11 protein-coding genes and 1 pseudogene are annotated in these 14,341 nt (G+C 71.9%); 4 read left to right on the top strand and 8 right to left on the bottom strand.

The window, feature by feature from the left end; translation table 11 throughout:
• Both AQJ66_RS03400 and AQJ66_RS03395 read right to left on the bottom strand, forming a co-directional pair.
• Positions 1-708, bottom strand: a pseudogene (locus AQJ66_RS03400) (hypothetical protein); the annotation flags it as partial.
• 113 nt (positions 709-821) lie between these two features.
• Positions 822-1,073, bottom strand: a complete 252-nt coding sequence (locus tag AQJ66_RS03395; RefSeq protein WP_061916731.1) for a helix-turn-helix domain-containing protein — start codon at positions 1,071-1,073, stop codon at positions 822-824.
• A 62-nt stretch (positions 1,074-1,135) separates the two neighbouring features.
• Here AQJ66_RS03395 and map point away from each other — a divergent pair, with 62 nt between their 5' ends.
• Together map and AQJ66_RS03385 are read left to right on the top strand one after the other, a co-directional pair.
• The gene (gene map, locus AQJ66_RS03390; protein ID WP_061916062.1) at positions 1,136-1,927 is read left to right on the top strand and encodes a type I methionyl aminopeptidase; all 792 of its coding nucleotides are present in this window, start codon (positions 1,136-1,138) and stop codon (positions 1,925-1,927) included.
• Between the two features lie 181 nt (positions 1,928-2,108).
• Entirely contained in the window at positions 2,109-4,667 is a 2,559-nt protein-coding gene (locus tag AQJ66_RS03385) for an ATP-dependent Clp protease ATP-binding subunit (protein WP_061916059.1), read from the top strand.
• A gap of 69 nt (positions 4,668-4,736) precedes the next feature.
• Here the strand turns inward: AQJ66_RS03385 and ggt are convergent, their stop codons facing one another.
• Entirely contained in the window at positions 4,737-6,539 is a 1,803-nt protein-coding gene (gene ggt, locus AQJ66_RS03380; RefSeq protein WP_061916056.1) for a gamma-glutamyltransferase, read from the bottom strand.
• Between the two features lie 143 nt (positions 6,540-6,682).
• Here ggt and AQJ66_RS03375 point away from each other — a divergent pair, with 143 nt between their 5' ends.
• Together AQJ66_RS03375 and AQJ66_RS03370 are read left to right on the top strand one after the other, a co-directional pair.
• The gene (locus AQJ66_RS03375) at positions 6,683-7,426 is read left to right on the top strand and encodes a hypothetical protein (protein WP_061916053.1); all 744 of its coding nucleotides are present in this window, start codon (positions 6,683-6,685) and stop codon (positions 7,424-7,426) included.
• A 97-nt stretch (positions 7,427-7,523) separates the two neighbouring features.
• Positions 7,524-9,089, top strand: a complete 1,566-nt coding sequence (locus AQJ66_RS03370) for an alpha/beta fold hydrolase (protein WP_061916051.1) — start codon at positions 7,524-7,526, stop codon at positions 9,087-9,089.
• A 219-nt stretch (positions 9,090-9,308) separates the two neighbouring features.
• Here the strand turns inward: AQJ66_RS03370 and AQJ66_RS03365 are convergent, their stop codons facing one another.
• The 5 genes from AQJ66_RS03365 to AQJ66_RS03345 all read right to left on the bottom strand — a co-directional run bounded on the left by AQJ66_RS03365 (position 9,309) and on the right by AQJ66_RS03345 (position 14,247).
• Positions 9,309-9,728, bottom strand: a complete 420-nt coding sequence (locus AQJ66_RS03365; protein ID WP_061916047.1) for a DUF6278 family protein — start codon at positions 9,726-9,728, stop codon at positions 9,309-9,311.
• Positions 9,729-9,743: 15 nt separating this feature from the next.
• Complete coding sequence (locus tag AQJ66_RS03360) at positions 9,744-10,523, bottom strand: exodeoxyribonuclease III (RefSeq protein ID WP_061916044.1); 780 nt, start codon at positions 10,521-10,523, stop codon at positions 9,744-9,746.
• A gap of 41 nt (positions 10,524-10,564) precedes the next feature.
• Complete coding sequence (locus AQJ66_RS03355; protein WP_061916041.1) at positions 10,565-11,200, bottom strand: MBL fold metallo-hydrolase; 636 nt, start codon at positions 11,198-11,200, stop codon at positions 10,565-10,567.
• Between the two features lie 48 nt (positions 11,201-11,248).
• The gene (gene pcaDC, locus AQJ66_RS03350; protein ID WP_061916037.1) at positions 11,249-12,538 is read right to left on the bottom strand and encodes a bifunctional 3-oxoadipate enol-lactonase/4-carboxymuconolactone decarboxylase PcaDC; all 1,290 of its coding nucleotides are present in this window, start codon (positions 12,536-12,538) and stop codon (positions 11,249-11,251) included.
• Between the two features lie 491 nt (positions 12,539-13,029).
• Positions 13,030-14,247, bottom strand: coding sequence for a tyrosine-type recombinase/integrase (locus tag AQJ66_RS03345; protein WP_244162728.1), 1,218 nt, complete (start codon positions 14,245-14,247; stop codon positions 13,030-13,032).
• Between the last annotated feature and the right edge of the window lie 94 nt (positions 14,248-14,341).

Below are 14,341 nucleotides of genomic sequence, written 5' to 3'. Positions count from 1 at the left end.
GTGGGGCGCGGTGTCGGCGTGTGGGGCCGCGGTCCAGGAGGTCCGGTCCGCACCGTCCGGGGCCGGCCGGTCCTGCGCGGCCCCGGCCGGTGCGGGAGCGGGGCCGGTGTCCGTCACTGCGCGCCGACGGGCCCGGCCGGCCGCCGGGCCGGAGAACCATGGGGCGCCGTCCGTGGGGAACGCGGCGGCGCCGGAGCCGGTCCCATGGTCCAGGCCGGCGATGCGGGCGCGGAGTTCGGCGCAGCGGGTGGTGGCGCGTTCGTGGTCGTCGTGGGCCCAGGCGAGGTCGCGGCGGAGGGTCCCGGCCTCCTCGGGGGAGGCGGCAGCGGTGAGGAGACGGTGCAGACGGGCCCGGCGTTCGGCGGCGTGGCGCTGTTCGCGGAGCATGGCGTCGAGGCGGTCGCCGAGGGCGTCGCGGGCGCCGGGACGGGCGTCGTGGGCCGCGACGGCGGCCGTGTGCAGGGTGCGGGCGCGCTCACGCTCGGCGGCGGCCGCGGCGGGGCCGTAGACCGCCGCCAGGTCCTGCAGCAGCGCCTCCAGGACGTCCCAGGGCGGTGTCTCACGCCCGTCGAGACAGGCCCGCATGCCCTCCGGATCCCGCTGCCAGAAGATCCCGCACCAGCCCCCGCCCTGGTCCAGACGCGCCAGGAGCCCGTCCAGGTAGTTCGCGAACTCCCTCACCCGAGCGGGGAGTCGATCCACAGCCATGCCCGACTCCCGCCCGACTGCCAGCACTCCGGCCGACAGGCAACACCAGTCGTGTTACGGGCCCGCTACGCGGAGTTTTCCGGGAGGGTGCGGACGGCTCGCGACGGCTCGCCTCAGACGCCCGCCAGCGCGCACCGGGTCACCAGTTCGTCCATGGAGAGCCCCAGCGCCCGGGCCAGCGCGGCCACGGTGAAGAAGGCCGGGGTCGGCGCCCGCCCGGTCTCGATCTTGCGGAGGGTCTCCGCGGAGACCCCCGCCGCGGCCGCGACCTCGGGCATGCTCCGCGCGCCGCGCGCCTCGCGCAGCAGCTGTCCGAGCCGTTCGCCGCGTTCACGCTCTTCGGGGGTGAGGGGGGTGCGCACCATGCCGCCCATTCTAATACCGCCCGAAACGGCACCCCCATTCAAATACCGGTATAGTAATTGGCATGGTGGAACTGAAGACGGAGACGTCGATCGAAGCGATGCACGCGGCGGGCCAGGTCGTCGGCCGTGCCCTGGCGGCCGTACGGCAGGCCGCGGAGGTCGGCACCTCCCTGCTGGAACTGGACGAGGTGGCACGGGAGGTGCTGCGCGGGGCCGGGGCGTCCTCGCCCTTCCTCGGCTACCGCCCCTCCTTCGCCCCGACCCCCTTCCCCGCGGTGATCTGCGCCTCGGTCAACGACGCGATCGTGCACGGCATCCCGACCCGCTACCGCCTGCGGGACGGCGACCTGCTCTCCGTCGACTGCGGCGCCGAACTGGACGGCTGGGTCGGCGACTCGGCCGTCAGCTTCGTCGTCGGCCGCCCCCGCCCCGCCGACCTGCGGCTGATCGAGACGGCCGAGCGGGCCCTGGCGGCCGGGATCGAGGCCGCGGTGCCCGGCAACCGCATCGGGGACATCTCCCACGCCGTCGGCCGCGTCTGCCGTTCGGCCGGCTACGGCGTCCCGGCGGGCTTCGGCGGCCACGGCATCGGCCGCCGCATGCACGAGGATCCGGACGTGCCCAACGAGGGCCGCCCCGGCCGGGGCCTGCCCCTGCGTCCCGGCATGGTGCTGGCGATCGAGCCGATGCTGGTCGCCGGCGGCGGGGACGGCTACCACGAGGCGGCCGACGGCTGGACCCTGAAGACGTCCGACGGCTCCCGGGCCGCCCACGCCGAGCACACGGTGGCGATCACGGAGAACGGCCCCCGCGTCCTCACCGCCGTGCGGGTGCCCGAAACGCACGCGGGCTGAGAAGGCGCGCCCGCCCAAGGGGCGCGGGAGCCGCATACGCCCGTGACGCGCCCCGCGCGGCGGGCGCGGGCTTCCCTGGCGCGAACATGCCCCGGCAGACGGATCGTGCCATCGTGGCATGAGCGGCCCGCACCTGGGTTACCCGGCCGCTCCGCACGTCGTCTGCGAAGGATACGAAACGATGACCAGCGGCTACATCGGCCCGGAGGACCCCTTCGGAGAGTTTTTCGCCCGCTTCTTCGGCGGCGCCGCCATGCCCGGCGGAGCAGGAGCCCGGAGCCCGCGCCACATCGACATCGGGCGGCTGCTCAGCCAGCCGGCCCGCGAGCTGGTCAGAGGAGCCGCGCAGTACGCCGCCGAGCACGGCAGCCGGAACCTGGACACCCAGCACCTGCTGCGGGCGGCCGTGGAGTCCGAGCCCACCCGGAGTCTGCTGAGCCGGGCGGGCGCGGACCCGGACTCGCTCGCCACCGAGATCGACGACCGCTCGGGCCCCGCCCAGCACCCGCCGGGCGAGACGCCGCCGCCGACGTCGCTGTCGCTCACCCCGGCCGTCAAGCGGGCGCTGCTGGACGCGCACGAGCTGGCCCGGGCGAGCGGCGCTGGGTACATCGGTCCGGAGCACGTGCTGAGCGCGCTGGCCGCGAACCCGGACTCGGCGGCCGGGCACATCCTGCACGCGTCCCGGTTCCAGGCGGGCAACCTGCCGCAGGAGACCCCCGAGACGGCCCAGGCGCGCACGGAGCGGCAGCGGCCGACCGGCACGCCGACGCTCGACAAGTACGGCCGCGATCTGACCGAGCTGGCCCGGGAGGGGCGGGTCGACCCGGTCATCGGCCGCGACGAGGAGATCGAGCAGACCATCGAGGTGCTGTCCCGGCGCGGGAAGAACAACCCGGTGCTGATCGGCGACGCGGGCGTCGGCAAGACGGCCATCGTGGAGGGGCTCGCCCAGCGCATCGCCGACGGTGACGTGCCGGACATACTGGCGGGGCGCAGGGTCGTCGCCCTGGACCTCACCGGAGTCGTCGCGGGCACCCGGTACCGGGGCGACTTCGAGGAGCGCCTGAACAACATCGTCGAGGAGATCCGCGCCCACTCCGACCAGCTGGTCGTCTTCATCGACGAACTGCACACCGTCGTCGGCGCCGGGGCCGGCGGCGAGGGCGGCTCGATGGACGCGGGCAACATCCTCAAGCCCGCCCTCGCGCGCGGCGAGCTGCACATCGTCGGCGCGACCACGCTGGAGGAGTTCCGGCGGATCGAGAAGGACGCGGCGCTGGCCCGCCGGTTCCAGCCGATCCTGGTGCCCGAGCCGACCGTCGAGGACACGATCGAGATCCTGCGCGGGCTGCGCGACCGCTACGAGGCGCACCACCAGATCCGCTACAGCGACGAGGCGCTGGTGGCGGCCGTGGAGCTGTCCGACCGGTACCTGACCGACCGCCGCCTGCCCGACAAGGCGATCGACCTGATCGACCAGGCGGGCGCCCGGGTGCGCCTGGGCGCGCGGACCAAGGGCACGGACGTGCGCACGATGGAGCGCGAGCTCGAGCAGCTCGTCCGGGACAAGGACCAGGCGGTCGCCGACGAGAGCTACGAGCAGGCCATGCAGCTGCGCGACCGGATCGGCGAGCTGAAGCGGCGGATCGCGGAGGCCAGCGGCGGCGACAAGGCCGACGAGGGGCTGGACCTGGAGGTGACGGCCGAGGCCATCGCCGAGGTGGTGTCCCGGCAGACGGGCATCCCGGTCAGCCGGCTGACCCAGGAGGAGAAGGAGCGGCTGCTGGGCCTGGAGCAGCACCTGCACCAGCGGGTGGTCGGCCAGGACGAGGCGGTACGGGTGGTCGCCGAGGCGGTGCTGCGCTCGCGCGCCGGGCTGGCGAGCCCGGACCGGCCGATCGGCAGCTTCCTCTTCCTCGGCCCGACCGGCGTCGGCAAGACCGAGCTGGCCCGGGCCCTGGCCGATGCGCTGTTCGGCAGCGAGGACCGCATGGTCCGCCTGGACATGAGCGAGTACCAGGAGCGGCACACCGTCTCCCGGCTGGTCGGCGCCCCGCCCGGGTACGTCGGGCACGAGGAGGCCGGGCAGCTCACCGAGGTGGTGCGCAGGCACCCGTACTCCCTGCTGCTGCTCGACGAGGTGGAGAAGGCGCACCCGGACGTCTTCAACATCCTGCTGCAGGTGCTGGACGACGGCCGGCTCACCGACTCCCAGGGCCGGACGGTGGACTTCACCAACACGGTCATCGTGATGACCAGCAACCTGGGCTCCGAGGCGATCACCCGGCGCGGGGCCGGGATCGGGTTCGGGCCGGGCGGCGCGGACGCGGACGAGGAGGCGCGGCGCGAGCAGATCCTGCGGCCGCTGCGGGAGCACTTCCGGCCGGAGTTCCTCAACCGCATCGACGAGATCGTCGTCTTCCGCCAGCTGACCAGTGAGCAACTGCGGCAGATCACGGACCTGTTGCTGGAGCGCACCCGCCGGCTGCTGGACGGGCAGGGCGTCGCGGTGGCGTTCACCGACGGGGCCGTCGACTGGCTCGCCGAGCGCGGCTACCAGCCGGAGTACGGCGCCCGTCCGCTGCGCCGCACCATCCAGCGGGAGGTCGACAACCAGCTGTCCCGGCTGCTGCTCGACGGGCAGATCACGTCGGGCAGCCGGGTGACGGTGGACGTCGCGGACGGGCGCCTTGACTTCCGCGCGGAGGAGAACCCGCCGCCCGTCGCGGAGTTGTGAGCGGCCGTACGGAACCCGGGTGGCCGGCCTCCCCGCGGGGGGGGCCGGCCATCCGCGCCGGTACGGGCCTCAGGGCGCCGGGTCCACCACCATCGCCGAGCCTCCGCCGCGCCGCACCTTCTCGGCTGCGGCCAGCCACTTGCCGCCCGGCAGTCTCTGGATGCCGGTGGCCGCGCCGATCTCGGGGTTGAGCGAGAAGGAGTGCCCGATGGCTTCGAGCTGCTTCCTCAGGTCACTGTCGTAGAGCGCCGGTTCGAGTTCGGTCTTCGCCGCGTTGCGCTGGCTGGCGCGCGGTGCCGCGATGGCGTCGACCAGGGGCAGGTGCCGGTCGAGGAACTCGGTGAGGGTCTGCAGGACGGTGGTGATGATGGTCGCGCCGCCGGGCGAACCGAGCGCCACCACGGGCCGGCCGTGCCGGTCGAGGACGATGGTCGGCGAGATGGACGAGCGCGGCCGCTTGCCCGGCCCGGGCAGGTTCGGGTCGTGCACGGCCGGGTTGGCCGGGGTGAAGGAGAAGTCGGTCAGCTCGTTGTTGAGCAGGAAGCCGCGGCCGGGCACGGTGATGCCGCTGCCGCCGGTCTGCTCGATGGTGAGTGTGTACGAGACGACGTTGCCCCACTTGTCGGCGACCGTCAGGTGGGTGGTGTTCTGGCCCTCGTACGTCGTCGGGGCCGCCGTGCCCCCGGCGCCGCAGGACGCCGGGTGGCGGGGGTCGCCGGGCGCGAGCGGACTGGTGAGGACCTTGTCGTCCTTGATCAGGCAGGCGCGCGAGTCGGCGTACTTCTGCGACAGCAGCTGTGCGGTCGGCACGTCCTCGAAGGCGGGGTCGCCGACCCAGCGGCCGCGGTCGGCGAAGGCGATGCGGCTCGCCTCGATGTAGTGGTGCAGGTACTGCGCCTCGCTCGCCTTGGACAGGTCGGTGTTCTCCAGGATGTTGAGGGCCTCGCCGACGGTGGTGCCGCCGGAGGAGGAGGGGGCGATGGAGTACACGTCCAGGCCGCGGTACGAGGTCCTGGTGGGAGCCTGGAGCTTGGCGCGGTAGACGGCGAGGTCCTTCTCGGCCAGCTTGCCGGGGCGGGCGTTCCAGCCGGAGGCGGGGTCCACGGGCGGGTGCTCGACCGTCTTGACGATGTCGTCGCCGATGTCCCCGCGGTAGATCGCGCCCATGCCCCTGCGGCCCAGCTCCTCGTAGGTGCGGGCGAGTTGGGGGTTCCTCAGCGTCGAACCGACGACGGGGAGCCGGCCGTCCGGCAGGAACAGCTTCGCGGTGTCCGGGAAGTAGCGGAACCGGGTCTCGTTGGAGGCGGTCTGGGAGCGGAAGGTGTCGTCCACGGTGAAGCCGCGGCGGGCGATCCGCTCGGCGGGCTTGAGGACCGTGCCGAGCCCTCTGCTGCCCCACTCGTCCAGCGCCGTCTGCCAGGTGGCGGGCGTGCCCGGGGTGCCGACGCTCAGGCCGCTGCTGACGGCGTCGGGGAAGGAGAGCGGCTTGCCGTTCTCCAGGAAGAGGCCGGAGTCGGCGGACAGGGGTGCGGTCTCACGCCCGTCGATGGTGTGGACGGTGCGGGTCCGCGCGTCGTAGTAGACGAAGTAGCCGCCCCCGCCGAGGCCGGCGGAGTAGGGCTCGGTGACGCCGAGCGCGGCGGCCGTGGCGACGGCCGCGTCGACCGCGTTGCCGCCCTTCCTGAGCACTTCTATGCCGGCGGCGGAGGCATCCGCGTCCACGCTGGCGACGGCTCCTCCGTAGCCGACGGCCACGGGTACCTTGGTGGCCTTCCCGCTCGTCGTCGCGGCGGGCGGCGCCGCCGCGCCCACCGACACCATGGCGGCCGAGACCGCCAGAACCGCCAGTTTCCGCGTGCCAGGACGACCCATCCGTACCTCCCGTCGGGACATCCGCGCAGCGTAGCCAGATTGCCGTACCACCGACAGTACGCCTGGGTCACCCGCCACACGAACGCCACACTTCGAACACCGGTACGTCCAGGGTTCCCCGCGTGCCGCTACCATGCGCGGCCATGAACGACGACGTGCGCAACATCGTCCTGGGCGTGGTGGCGGCGGGTGTCAGTGCCTCGCTGGGCTGGCTCGCCCGTACGTACCTGTGGCGGCGCAAACTGCGGCGCATGCAGGCCTTCTTCGGGCTGCCGGACCACTCCGAGTCGCTGCTGGTGGTCAACCGGGGCGTGAGCGGCGGTGAGTTGTCGGTGATGCGGCACGACGTGTTCGCGCTGCTGGAGCTGTCCGCGCTCATCAAGGACTGCCGCGCGCACGCCCAGGTGGTGGCCCACGACGCCGCGCGGCAGGGGTTCGGGGAGCGGACGGAGTTCTGCCTCGGCGGGCCGGCCTCGAACCGCCGGATGGCCGCCCACCTGTCCTCCCTGCTGCCGGGGGTGCGGGTGAACGTGGAGGCCGAATCCGGCCCGGACATGGGCGCGTTCCGGATCGGCCCGGAGGACTACCGCATGGACAGCGGTCGCAGCGAGTACGTGCTGCTGGCCCGGCTCACCGCCGGCGAGCGGCGCGACACCCGGCCGGTGTTCCTCTTCTGCGGGCAGCGGTCGATCACCAACCAGGCGGCGACCCGCTATCTGGCCCGCGAGCACGTCCGGTTGGCGCGGAAGTACGGGAGCGGTTCCTTCGTGCTGCTGCTGAAGGTGGTCAACTCGCAGGCCTACGGGCCGGATGTGGTGAAGCTGGTCGCGGACGTGACGCGCACGGCGCGGACACCGGTGCCGGAGGCCGAGCCCGCGCAGTCGTAGAATTCTTTACCGGTTAGTAACTTACCGACGGGTTACTTACGGTAAGGTCCCGCGGTTACCGTCGGGTCACTTTCAACTCTCCAGTGAGGAGTGACTCGTGGGACCTGGTCGCACCGCCCTGCGCACCTCCGCCGCCGGCGTCGTCTGCGCGGCGCTGCTCGCCGGCGGTGTCGTCGGCCTGGCCCCGGCCGCCGAGGCCGCCCCCGCCGTCCGGTTCGTGGACATCACCGGCGACGGCGGCACCGTGCTGAAGGCCAACGTCGTCACGCCGGCGGACGCCGACGGCGCGCACCGGTACCCGCTCCTCGTGCTCCCCACGAGCTGGGGCTTTCCCCAGGTGGAGTACCTGGCCCAGGCGCAGCGGCTCGCGGACGCCGGGTACGTCGTGCTGGCGTACAACGTGCGCGGCTTCTGGCAGTCCGGCGGCCGGGTGGAAGTGGCCGGGCCGCCGGACACGGCGGACGCCTCCCGGGTCATCGACTGGGCCCTCGCCCACACCCCCGCCGATCCCGGGCGCATCGGCATGGCCGGGGTCTCCTACGGCGCCGGCATCAGCCTGCTCGCCGCCGCCCACGACAAGCGGATCAGGGCCGTCGCCGCGCTGAGCGGCTGGGCCGACCTGATCTCCTCGATCTACCCCAACCGCACCCAGAGCGTCGAGGCCGCCGCCGTACTGGACGGCGCTGCGAGCCTGACCGGACGCGAGAGCCCCGAACTGCGCGAGATCTTCGACAACCTGTACTCCTCGAACCTGTCGAAGGAACAGCAGATGATCGACTGGGGGCGGAAACGTTCCGTCGCGACCTACGTCGACCGGCTGAACAGCAATCACCCCGCCGTCATGCTCGCCAACGCCTGGGGCGACTCGGTCTTCCCCGTCAACCAGTACGCCGACTTCTACGACAAGCTGACCGCGCCCAAGCGCCTGGAGCTGCGCCCCGGCGACCACGCGACCGCCGAGCTGCCGGGCCTGTTCGGGCTGCCCAACGACGTCTGGACGGACACCGAGCGCTGGTTCGACCACTATCTCAGGGGCGTGGACAACGGCGTGGACCGCGAGAAGCCCGTCCACGTCAAACCCCGTGGTTCCGGCGGCTACGAGGACTACCCCGACTGGAAGTCGATGGCGGCGACCCGCCGGAAGATCGCCCTCGCGGGCTCCCCCACCATCCACGCGGGTGTCGACTCCGGCGCGGACGGCGGGACCGTCTTCCTCTCCAGCCTCCTGGACCAGATCGCCCAGCTGCCGCCCATCGCCTCCGTCCCGCTGCTGCCGCGCCGCTGGGCGGCCGTGTGGCAGTCGGAGCGGTACGGCACGGCCCAGCGGGTGCGCGGCACGGCCACCCTGCACACCACGCTCACCCCGACCGCGGAGAGCGGCACCCTGATCGCCTACCTGTACGACGTGGGTCCGCTCGGCTTCGGCAAGCTGGTCACCCACGCGCCGTACACGTGGCACGGGCGGGCGCCCGGCGAGCCGTTCGACGTCGACCTGGACCTGTTCTCCACCGCCTACGACGTGCCCGCCGGGCACCGCCTCGCGCTGGTGGTCGACACGGTCGACCCGCTGTACATCGAGCACAACCCGTCCGGCGCGCAGCTGACCTTCTCCTCGCGGCCGGACGACCCGTCGTACCTGTCCGTCCCCGTGCGCGAGCAGTGATCTCCGGCTGCCGCCGGACGAGCCTGGCCCGTGTGAGCTGCCGTCCCCCTCGCGGAAGCGGCCAGCCCATCCCGTTGTGGATCGGTGGGCTCACCTCACCACGGGGATGAACGGCACATCGTAGTCGAGGTTCGGCGCGCGGGTCCCCCGCATGCCGGGCGGCGGCCGGCGGCAACTGTCCGGGGCGGCAGCCGTGTTTGCGTTCCGAACCGTTCGCGCTCAGGCCTCGGCGACCTCGGCGTACAGCTGCGACAGCTCCGGGACGCCGCTCGCGGCCCACTCCCGGCCGGACTCCACGACCTCGACCTCGCGGCCGGAGGCGAGCCGGACGACGGGCTCGCCGCCGGCCCGGATGTGCCAGGCGGCACCGGGTACCGTGCGCACGACGACCGTGCCCAGGTACAGCCCCGCGTCGTTGCCCAGCCACGGCAGGGTCTCCGCGTCGTCGCGCCAGCGCGGGACCAGCTGGTCCAGCGCCTCCAGGGAGGCCGGGGAGTCGTCGAGGCGGACGCCCTCCTGGGCCGCCTGGGAACGGAGCAGTTCGCATTCGGACAGCAGCGCGGCGATCCCCTCGGCGTCGGCGGGAATCTCCGCGGCACCGCTCTTGCCGTGCCGGTGGCCAGGGAACCGAATGTTCATGGCCCCAGCCTGGCATCAGACGTCGAGGTCGACCACCACCGGCGCATGGTCGGAAGCGCCCTTGCCCTTGCGCTCCTCCCGGTCGACGTAGGCGTCCTCGACGGCCTTGGCGAACGGCTCGTTGCCGTACACGAGGTCGATGCGCATGCCCCGGTTCTTCGGGAAGCAGAGCTGGCGGTAGTCCCAGTACGTGAACGGGTGGTCGTACTTCAGCGGGCGCGGGACGACGTCCGTCAGGCCCGCCTCGCGCAGGGCGCCCAGGGCGGCGCGCTCGGCGGGGGTGACGTGGGTGGAGCCCGCGAAGGCGGCCGGGTCGAAGACGTCGTCGTCGGTCGGCGCCACGTTGTAGTCCCCCAGCACCGCGAACGGGCGGCTGCCGGCGGCGTCGCCGGCGACGGCCGCCCTGAGTGCCTCGAACCACTGGAGCTTGTACGCGTAGTGCGGGTGCTCCACCTCGCGGCCGTTGGGCACGTACACCGACCAGACGCGGACCGGGCCGCAGGTGGCCGAGAGGGCGCGCGGCTCGGTCACGCCGTCGTAGCCCGGGTCGCCCGGCAGGCCCTTGACCACGTCCTCGATGCCGACGCGGGAGAGCACGGCCACGCCGTTCCACCGGCCGGTCGCGTGCACCGCCGCCTCGTACCCGAGTTCCCGCAGCTGCTCGAACGGGAACTGCTCCTCGGCGACCTTGGCCTCCTGGAGGCAGAGCACGTCGGTGCCGCTGCTCTCCAGCCAGGCGAGCAGCCGCGGCAGGCGGGCGGTGATCGAGTTCACGTTCCAGGTCGCGATGCGCATGTCCCACAACCTACCTGCCGGGTGTGACAACCGGTTCCGGCTCACAGGTCGGCGGACGCCCCCGGGGCCAGCCGCAGGTGCTCGGCTCCGGCGAGGGCGCCGATCTGACGGTCGTAGATCGGGCGGGCGAGGTCGGTGAGCAGGGCGTCGTGGACGTCGTAGGCGCGCCGCGGCCGGACCTCGCGGACGTAGTCGATGACCTCCGCGATCTTGTTCCAGGGGGCCATCACGGGGAGCATCAGGGTCTCGACCGGCCGGCCGGGGACGGTGAGGGCGTCGCCGGGGTGGAAGACCTTGCCGCCGTCCACGAGGTAGCCGACGTTGGTGACGCGCGGGATGTCCGGGTGGATCACCGCGTGCAGCTCGCCGTGGACCTCGACGTCGAAGCCCGCGGCGGTGAAGGTGTCGCCGTGCCCGACCGTGTGCACGCGGCCGGGGAAGGCCGCCGCGATCCGCCCGGCGACGGACGCGAGCGTCCAGATCCGGGCGCCCGGGCTGTGCTCCATGGCGGCCCGCAGCCGGCCCTCGTCGAAGTGGTCGGGGTGCTCGTGCGTGACCAGGATCGCGTCCGCGCCGACCGCCGCGTCCGGCTCGCTGAACCCGCCGGGGTCGATGACGAGCGTCCCCCCGTCCTTCTCCAGGCGGACGCAGGCGTGGGACTTCTTGGTGAGCTTCATGTCTCCCCATCCTGCCGAAATCCGGCCGGACGCGATCCCCGGGGGGCCTCAGCCGGCCGGCGTGGTCTCCTCGCGGATCACCTGCTGGGCCACCCGGAACGCGCTGCCGGCCGCCGGGAGCCCGCAGTACACGGCCGCCTGCATCAGCACCTCCCGGATCTCCACCGGGGTCAGGCCGTTGCGCAGGGCCGCCCGGGTGTGGACGGCCAGCTCCTCCAGATGGCCGCCGGCGACCAGCGCCGTGAGCGTGACGCAGCTGCGGGTACGGCGGTCCAGTCCCGGCCGGTCCCAGACCTCGCCCCAGGCGACCCGGGTGAGGAAGTCCTCGAAGTCGCCGGAGAACTCGTCGGCCTGCGCGAGCGCCCGGTCCACGTGCGCGTCGCCCAGCACCTCCCGGCGGATCTTCAGCCCGGTCTCGCCGCGGTCCGGCGGCACGGGCGGCTCGGCCGGTACGGCGGCGGGGGCGATCTCGGCGACGGGCACCGGCTGCGGCGGCGCGCCGCGGGCGGGTCCGGCCTGGGCCGCCGGGAGGGCCGTCTGGCCGGTGTCGAAGGGCTGCTGCCAGGCGGTGGAGAAGTGCCGGACCAGCAGGTCGGTGACGGCGGCCGGCTGCTCGACCGGGACCAGGTGGGAGGCGCCGGGCACGACCGCGAGCCGCGCGTCCGGTATCCCGGCGACCAGGGTGCGGGCCTCGGCCGGTCCGGTGACCTGGTCGTCGGAGCCGACCAGCACCAGCGTCGGCACGCCGATCCGGCCCAGCTCGGACCGTACGTCGAACCCGGCGAGGGCCTCGCAGGCGGCGATGTAGCAGCCGGGGTCGGTGGTGCGGACCATCTGCACGGCCCACTCGGTGATCGCGGGCTGGGCGGCGGCGAACCCGCCGGTGAACCAGCGGTCCGGCGTGGTCCGGGCGATCGGGTCGAGTCCGTTGGTCCTGACGATCACCCCCCGCTGCCGGAACTCGTCGGCGGTGCCGAACCGGGGCGAGGCGGCCACCAGCGCGAGCGAGGCCAGCCGCTCGGGGTGGCGCAGCGCCAGCTCGATGCCTACCGCTCCGCCCAGCGCACAGCCGGCGTATCCGAAGCGCTGCACCCCGAGCGCGTCCAGCGTCGCCAGCAGCCGGGCCGCGAGCTCCCCGGCGGTGCCGGCCGGGTGCGCGGGTGCGCCGCCGTGCCCGGGCAGGTCGAACCGGAAGACCCGCCACTGCCGGGCGAGCTCCGGTATCTGGCGGTCCCACATGTGCCATGTGGTACCCAGTGAGGGACCCAAGATCAGGACCGGAGCGTCTTCTGGCCCGTCAAAGCGGTATTGCAGGGTGTTCGGGGGTGTCTCACTCACGCCCCAGACCCTCTCACGTCTCACGAAATCTCACACGGCCAGGTGAACCCGGCGGCTCGTGACCCTCGCGGCGCGGCACGCCCGGCACCGCCGAGACCCTCATGGGTCCACGTACGGGTTCTTCGATGTGCACGCCTGACCGTGGGGACAGCGCGTCCTCCCGGCCCGCGCACCCTCCCAATCCCTGCGCCGCACAGCTTCCCACACTCGGCACGGCTTCCAGACGGTCTGGTTTGCAGCAAAGCGTGTAGTGCCGTCCCCAAGGATCGGCATGACGCACCTGAAAACCTTCCGGGATTCACCGACGAACAGCCCGAACGCCACACGGCGGTCAAGCTCTGCCTTGCCTCGTAGGAGGGGAGACGTTGGCCGTAGCCTGGCCGCCCCTCCCCCCTTGCCGTCGCTGGTCCACAGCCAGCAGCGGCCTCCGGGTCCACTCGATTTGACTGCCATACGGCTGGGCAGGTCGCTCAATCGGCAGACCGCCTGAGTCACGCTTGCCCCTCCGTCGCAGCACCGTGCAGGCCGTCCCACGTTGTGGCGGCTCCGCGGAGGTCCTCCACGTCCGGCTTCACGTACCACTTCTTGGTGGTCTTGACGTTCGTGTGTCCGGCCCACCGGGCAAGGATGTGATCCGGCACGCCTTTGTTGGCGAGGTATGTGAGGCAGGAGGAGCGAGCGTCGTAGAGGCGCACTCTGCGGAGTTCAAGGATCTCCATGAGCCGGTAAGTGCGTCTGCGGAGCTGCTTGATCGTGAAGGCTTCCCCGGTCTCGTGCACCACGACGTATCCGGAATCCGAGTAAGCCTCACCGAGGACGAGCTTCTCCTTGGCTTGGAGAGCCCTGAACGACTTGAGGGCAGCCAGCACCGGTGCCGGCAAAGGAAGATCCCGTTCCCCGGCCAGGGACTTGGTGTCCTTCTCCACAACGTACCGATTCCCCATCATTGTCCGCGTGTTGGCTATGGTGATCGTGGCGGCTTCCAAGTCCACGTCTTCCCATCGGAGTCCGCAGACTTCAGCCGGACGTAGACCCATGAGAGACAGCAAGAGAGCAGCGTAAAGCCGTTCTGTCCGGACACCGTGAATGAACGTCTGAATCTCCTGCACGTTCCACGGCTTCACCTCCTGCTTCTTCTTTCGCTCTTCTTTACGTGCCCTACGTGGGATGGTCACATGTTGGGCTACATTCATGGTTACTAGCCGACGCGTAACGGCTCGATTCAGGGCGTCCTTCAATCGGGCGAGACTCATCTCCACGCTGGTCACTCCAAGCGGAGTACCTGCTTTGTCACCGCGCACCCGCCCATGCTTCAACGCCCAGTGCATCCAATTTTCTACATCTTCCTCGGTGAGTTCTTGAAGCCGGATGCGCCCCAACCTCCCCCGAACTCGATCGAGGGTAACCCGATAGTTGTAAATAGTGGTCTCTTCCAGATCCTCTGCCTTCATGGCCAGCCACTGATCAAGCCACTCATTTACATTTATCTGGTTGGGCGGTACGAACGTCCCTTCCTCGCGGCGGTTGGTGATGCGCGCGTACTCAGCCTTCGCCTCCTTGAGAGTGGCGAACGTACGAGTCAGCTGTTTGCGCCTCCCGGTGGCAGGGTCGATGCCTACGTCGACTACGAACCGGTAGCGCACCTGTCCCCTGGAGTTGGGTGGAAGCTTCTTGATCGGAACGGACAGGGGGTACTCACTCTCCTTCAAGGGGACCTGCACGAGCAGGGCGCCGGATCATCTGGCTGGCACCAGACCAGTGCCATTCCGTTTCACGGGCTGCTGAGTTCGCTGCAGCTCCGCC

It is taken from the genome of Streptomyces bungoensis (assembly GCF_001514215.1).
In the GTDB taxonomy this organism is placed as follows: Bacteria; Actinomycetota; Actinomycetes; order Streptomycetales; family Streptomycetaceae; genus Streptomyces; species Streptomyces bungoensis.
This window is presented reverse-complemented; position numbering and strand designations above follow the sequence as displayed.

Excerpts from the sequence above, each read along its gene's own strand:
- AQJ66_RS03395 (WP_061916731.1), bottom strand. The coding sequence starts at position 1,073 with ATGGTGCGCACCCCCCTCACCCCCGAAGAGCGTGAACGCGGCGAACGG.
- map (WP_061916062.1), top strand. The coding sequence starts at position 1,136 with ATGGTGGAACTGAAGACGGAGACGTCGATCGAAGCGATGCACGCGGCG.
- AQJ66_RS03385 (WP_061916059.1), top strand. The coding sequence starts at position 2,109 with ATGACCAGCGGCTACATCGGCCCGGAGGACCCCTTCGGAGAGTTTTTC.
- ggt (WP_061916056.1), bottom strand. The coding sequence starts at position 6,539 with ATGGGTCGTCCTGGCACGCGGAAACTGGCGGTTCTGGCGGTCTCGGCC.
- AQJ66_RS03375 (WP_061916053.1), top strand. The coding sequence starts at position 6,683 with ATGAACGACGACGTGCGCAACATCGTCCTGGGCGTGGTGGCGGCGGGT.
- AQJ66_RS03365 (WP_061916047.1), bottom strand. The coding sequence starts at position 9,728 with ATGAACATTCGGTTCCCTGGCCACCGGCACGGCAAGAGCGGTGCCGCG.
- AQJ66_RS03360 (WP_061916044.1), bottom strand. The coding sequence starts at position 10,523 with ATGCGCATCGCGACCTGGAACGTGAACTCGATCACCGCCCGCCTGCCG.
- AQJ66_RS03355 (WP_061916041.1), bottom strand. The coding sequence starts at position 11,200 with ATGAAGCTCACCAAGAAGTCCCACGCCTGCGTCCGCCTGGAGAAGGAC.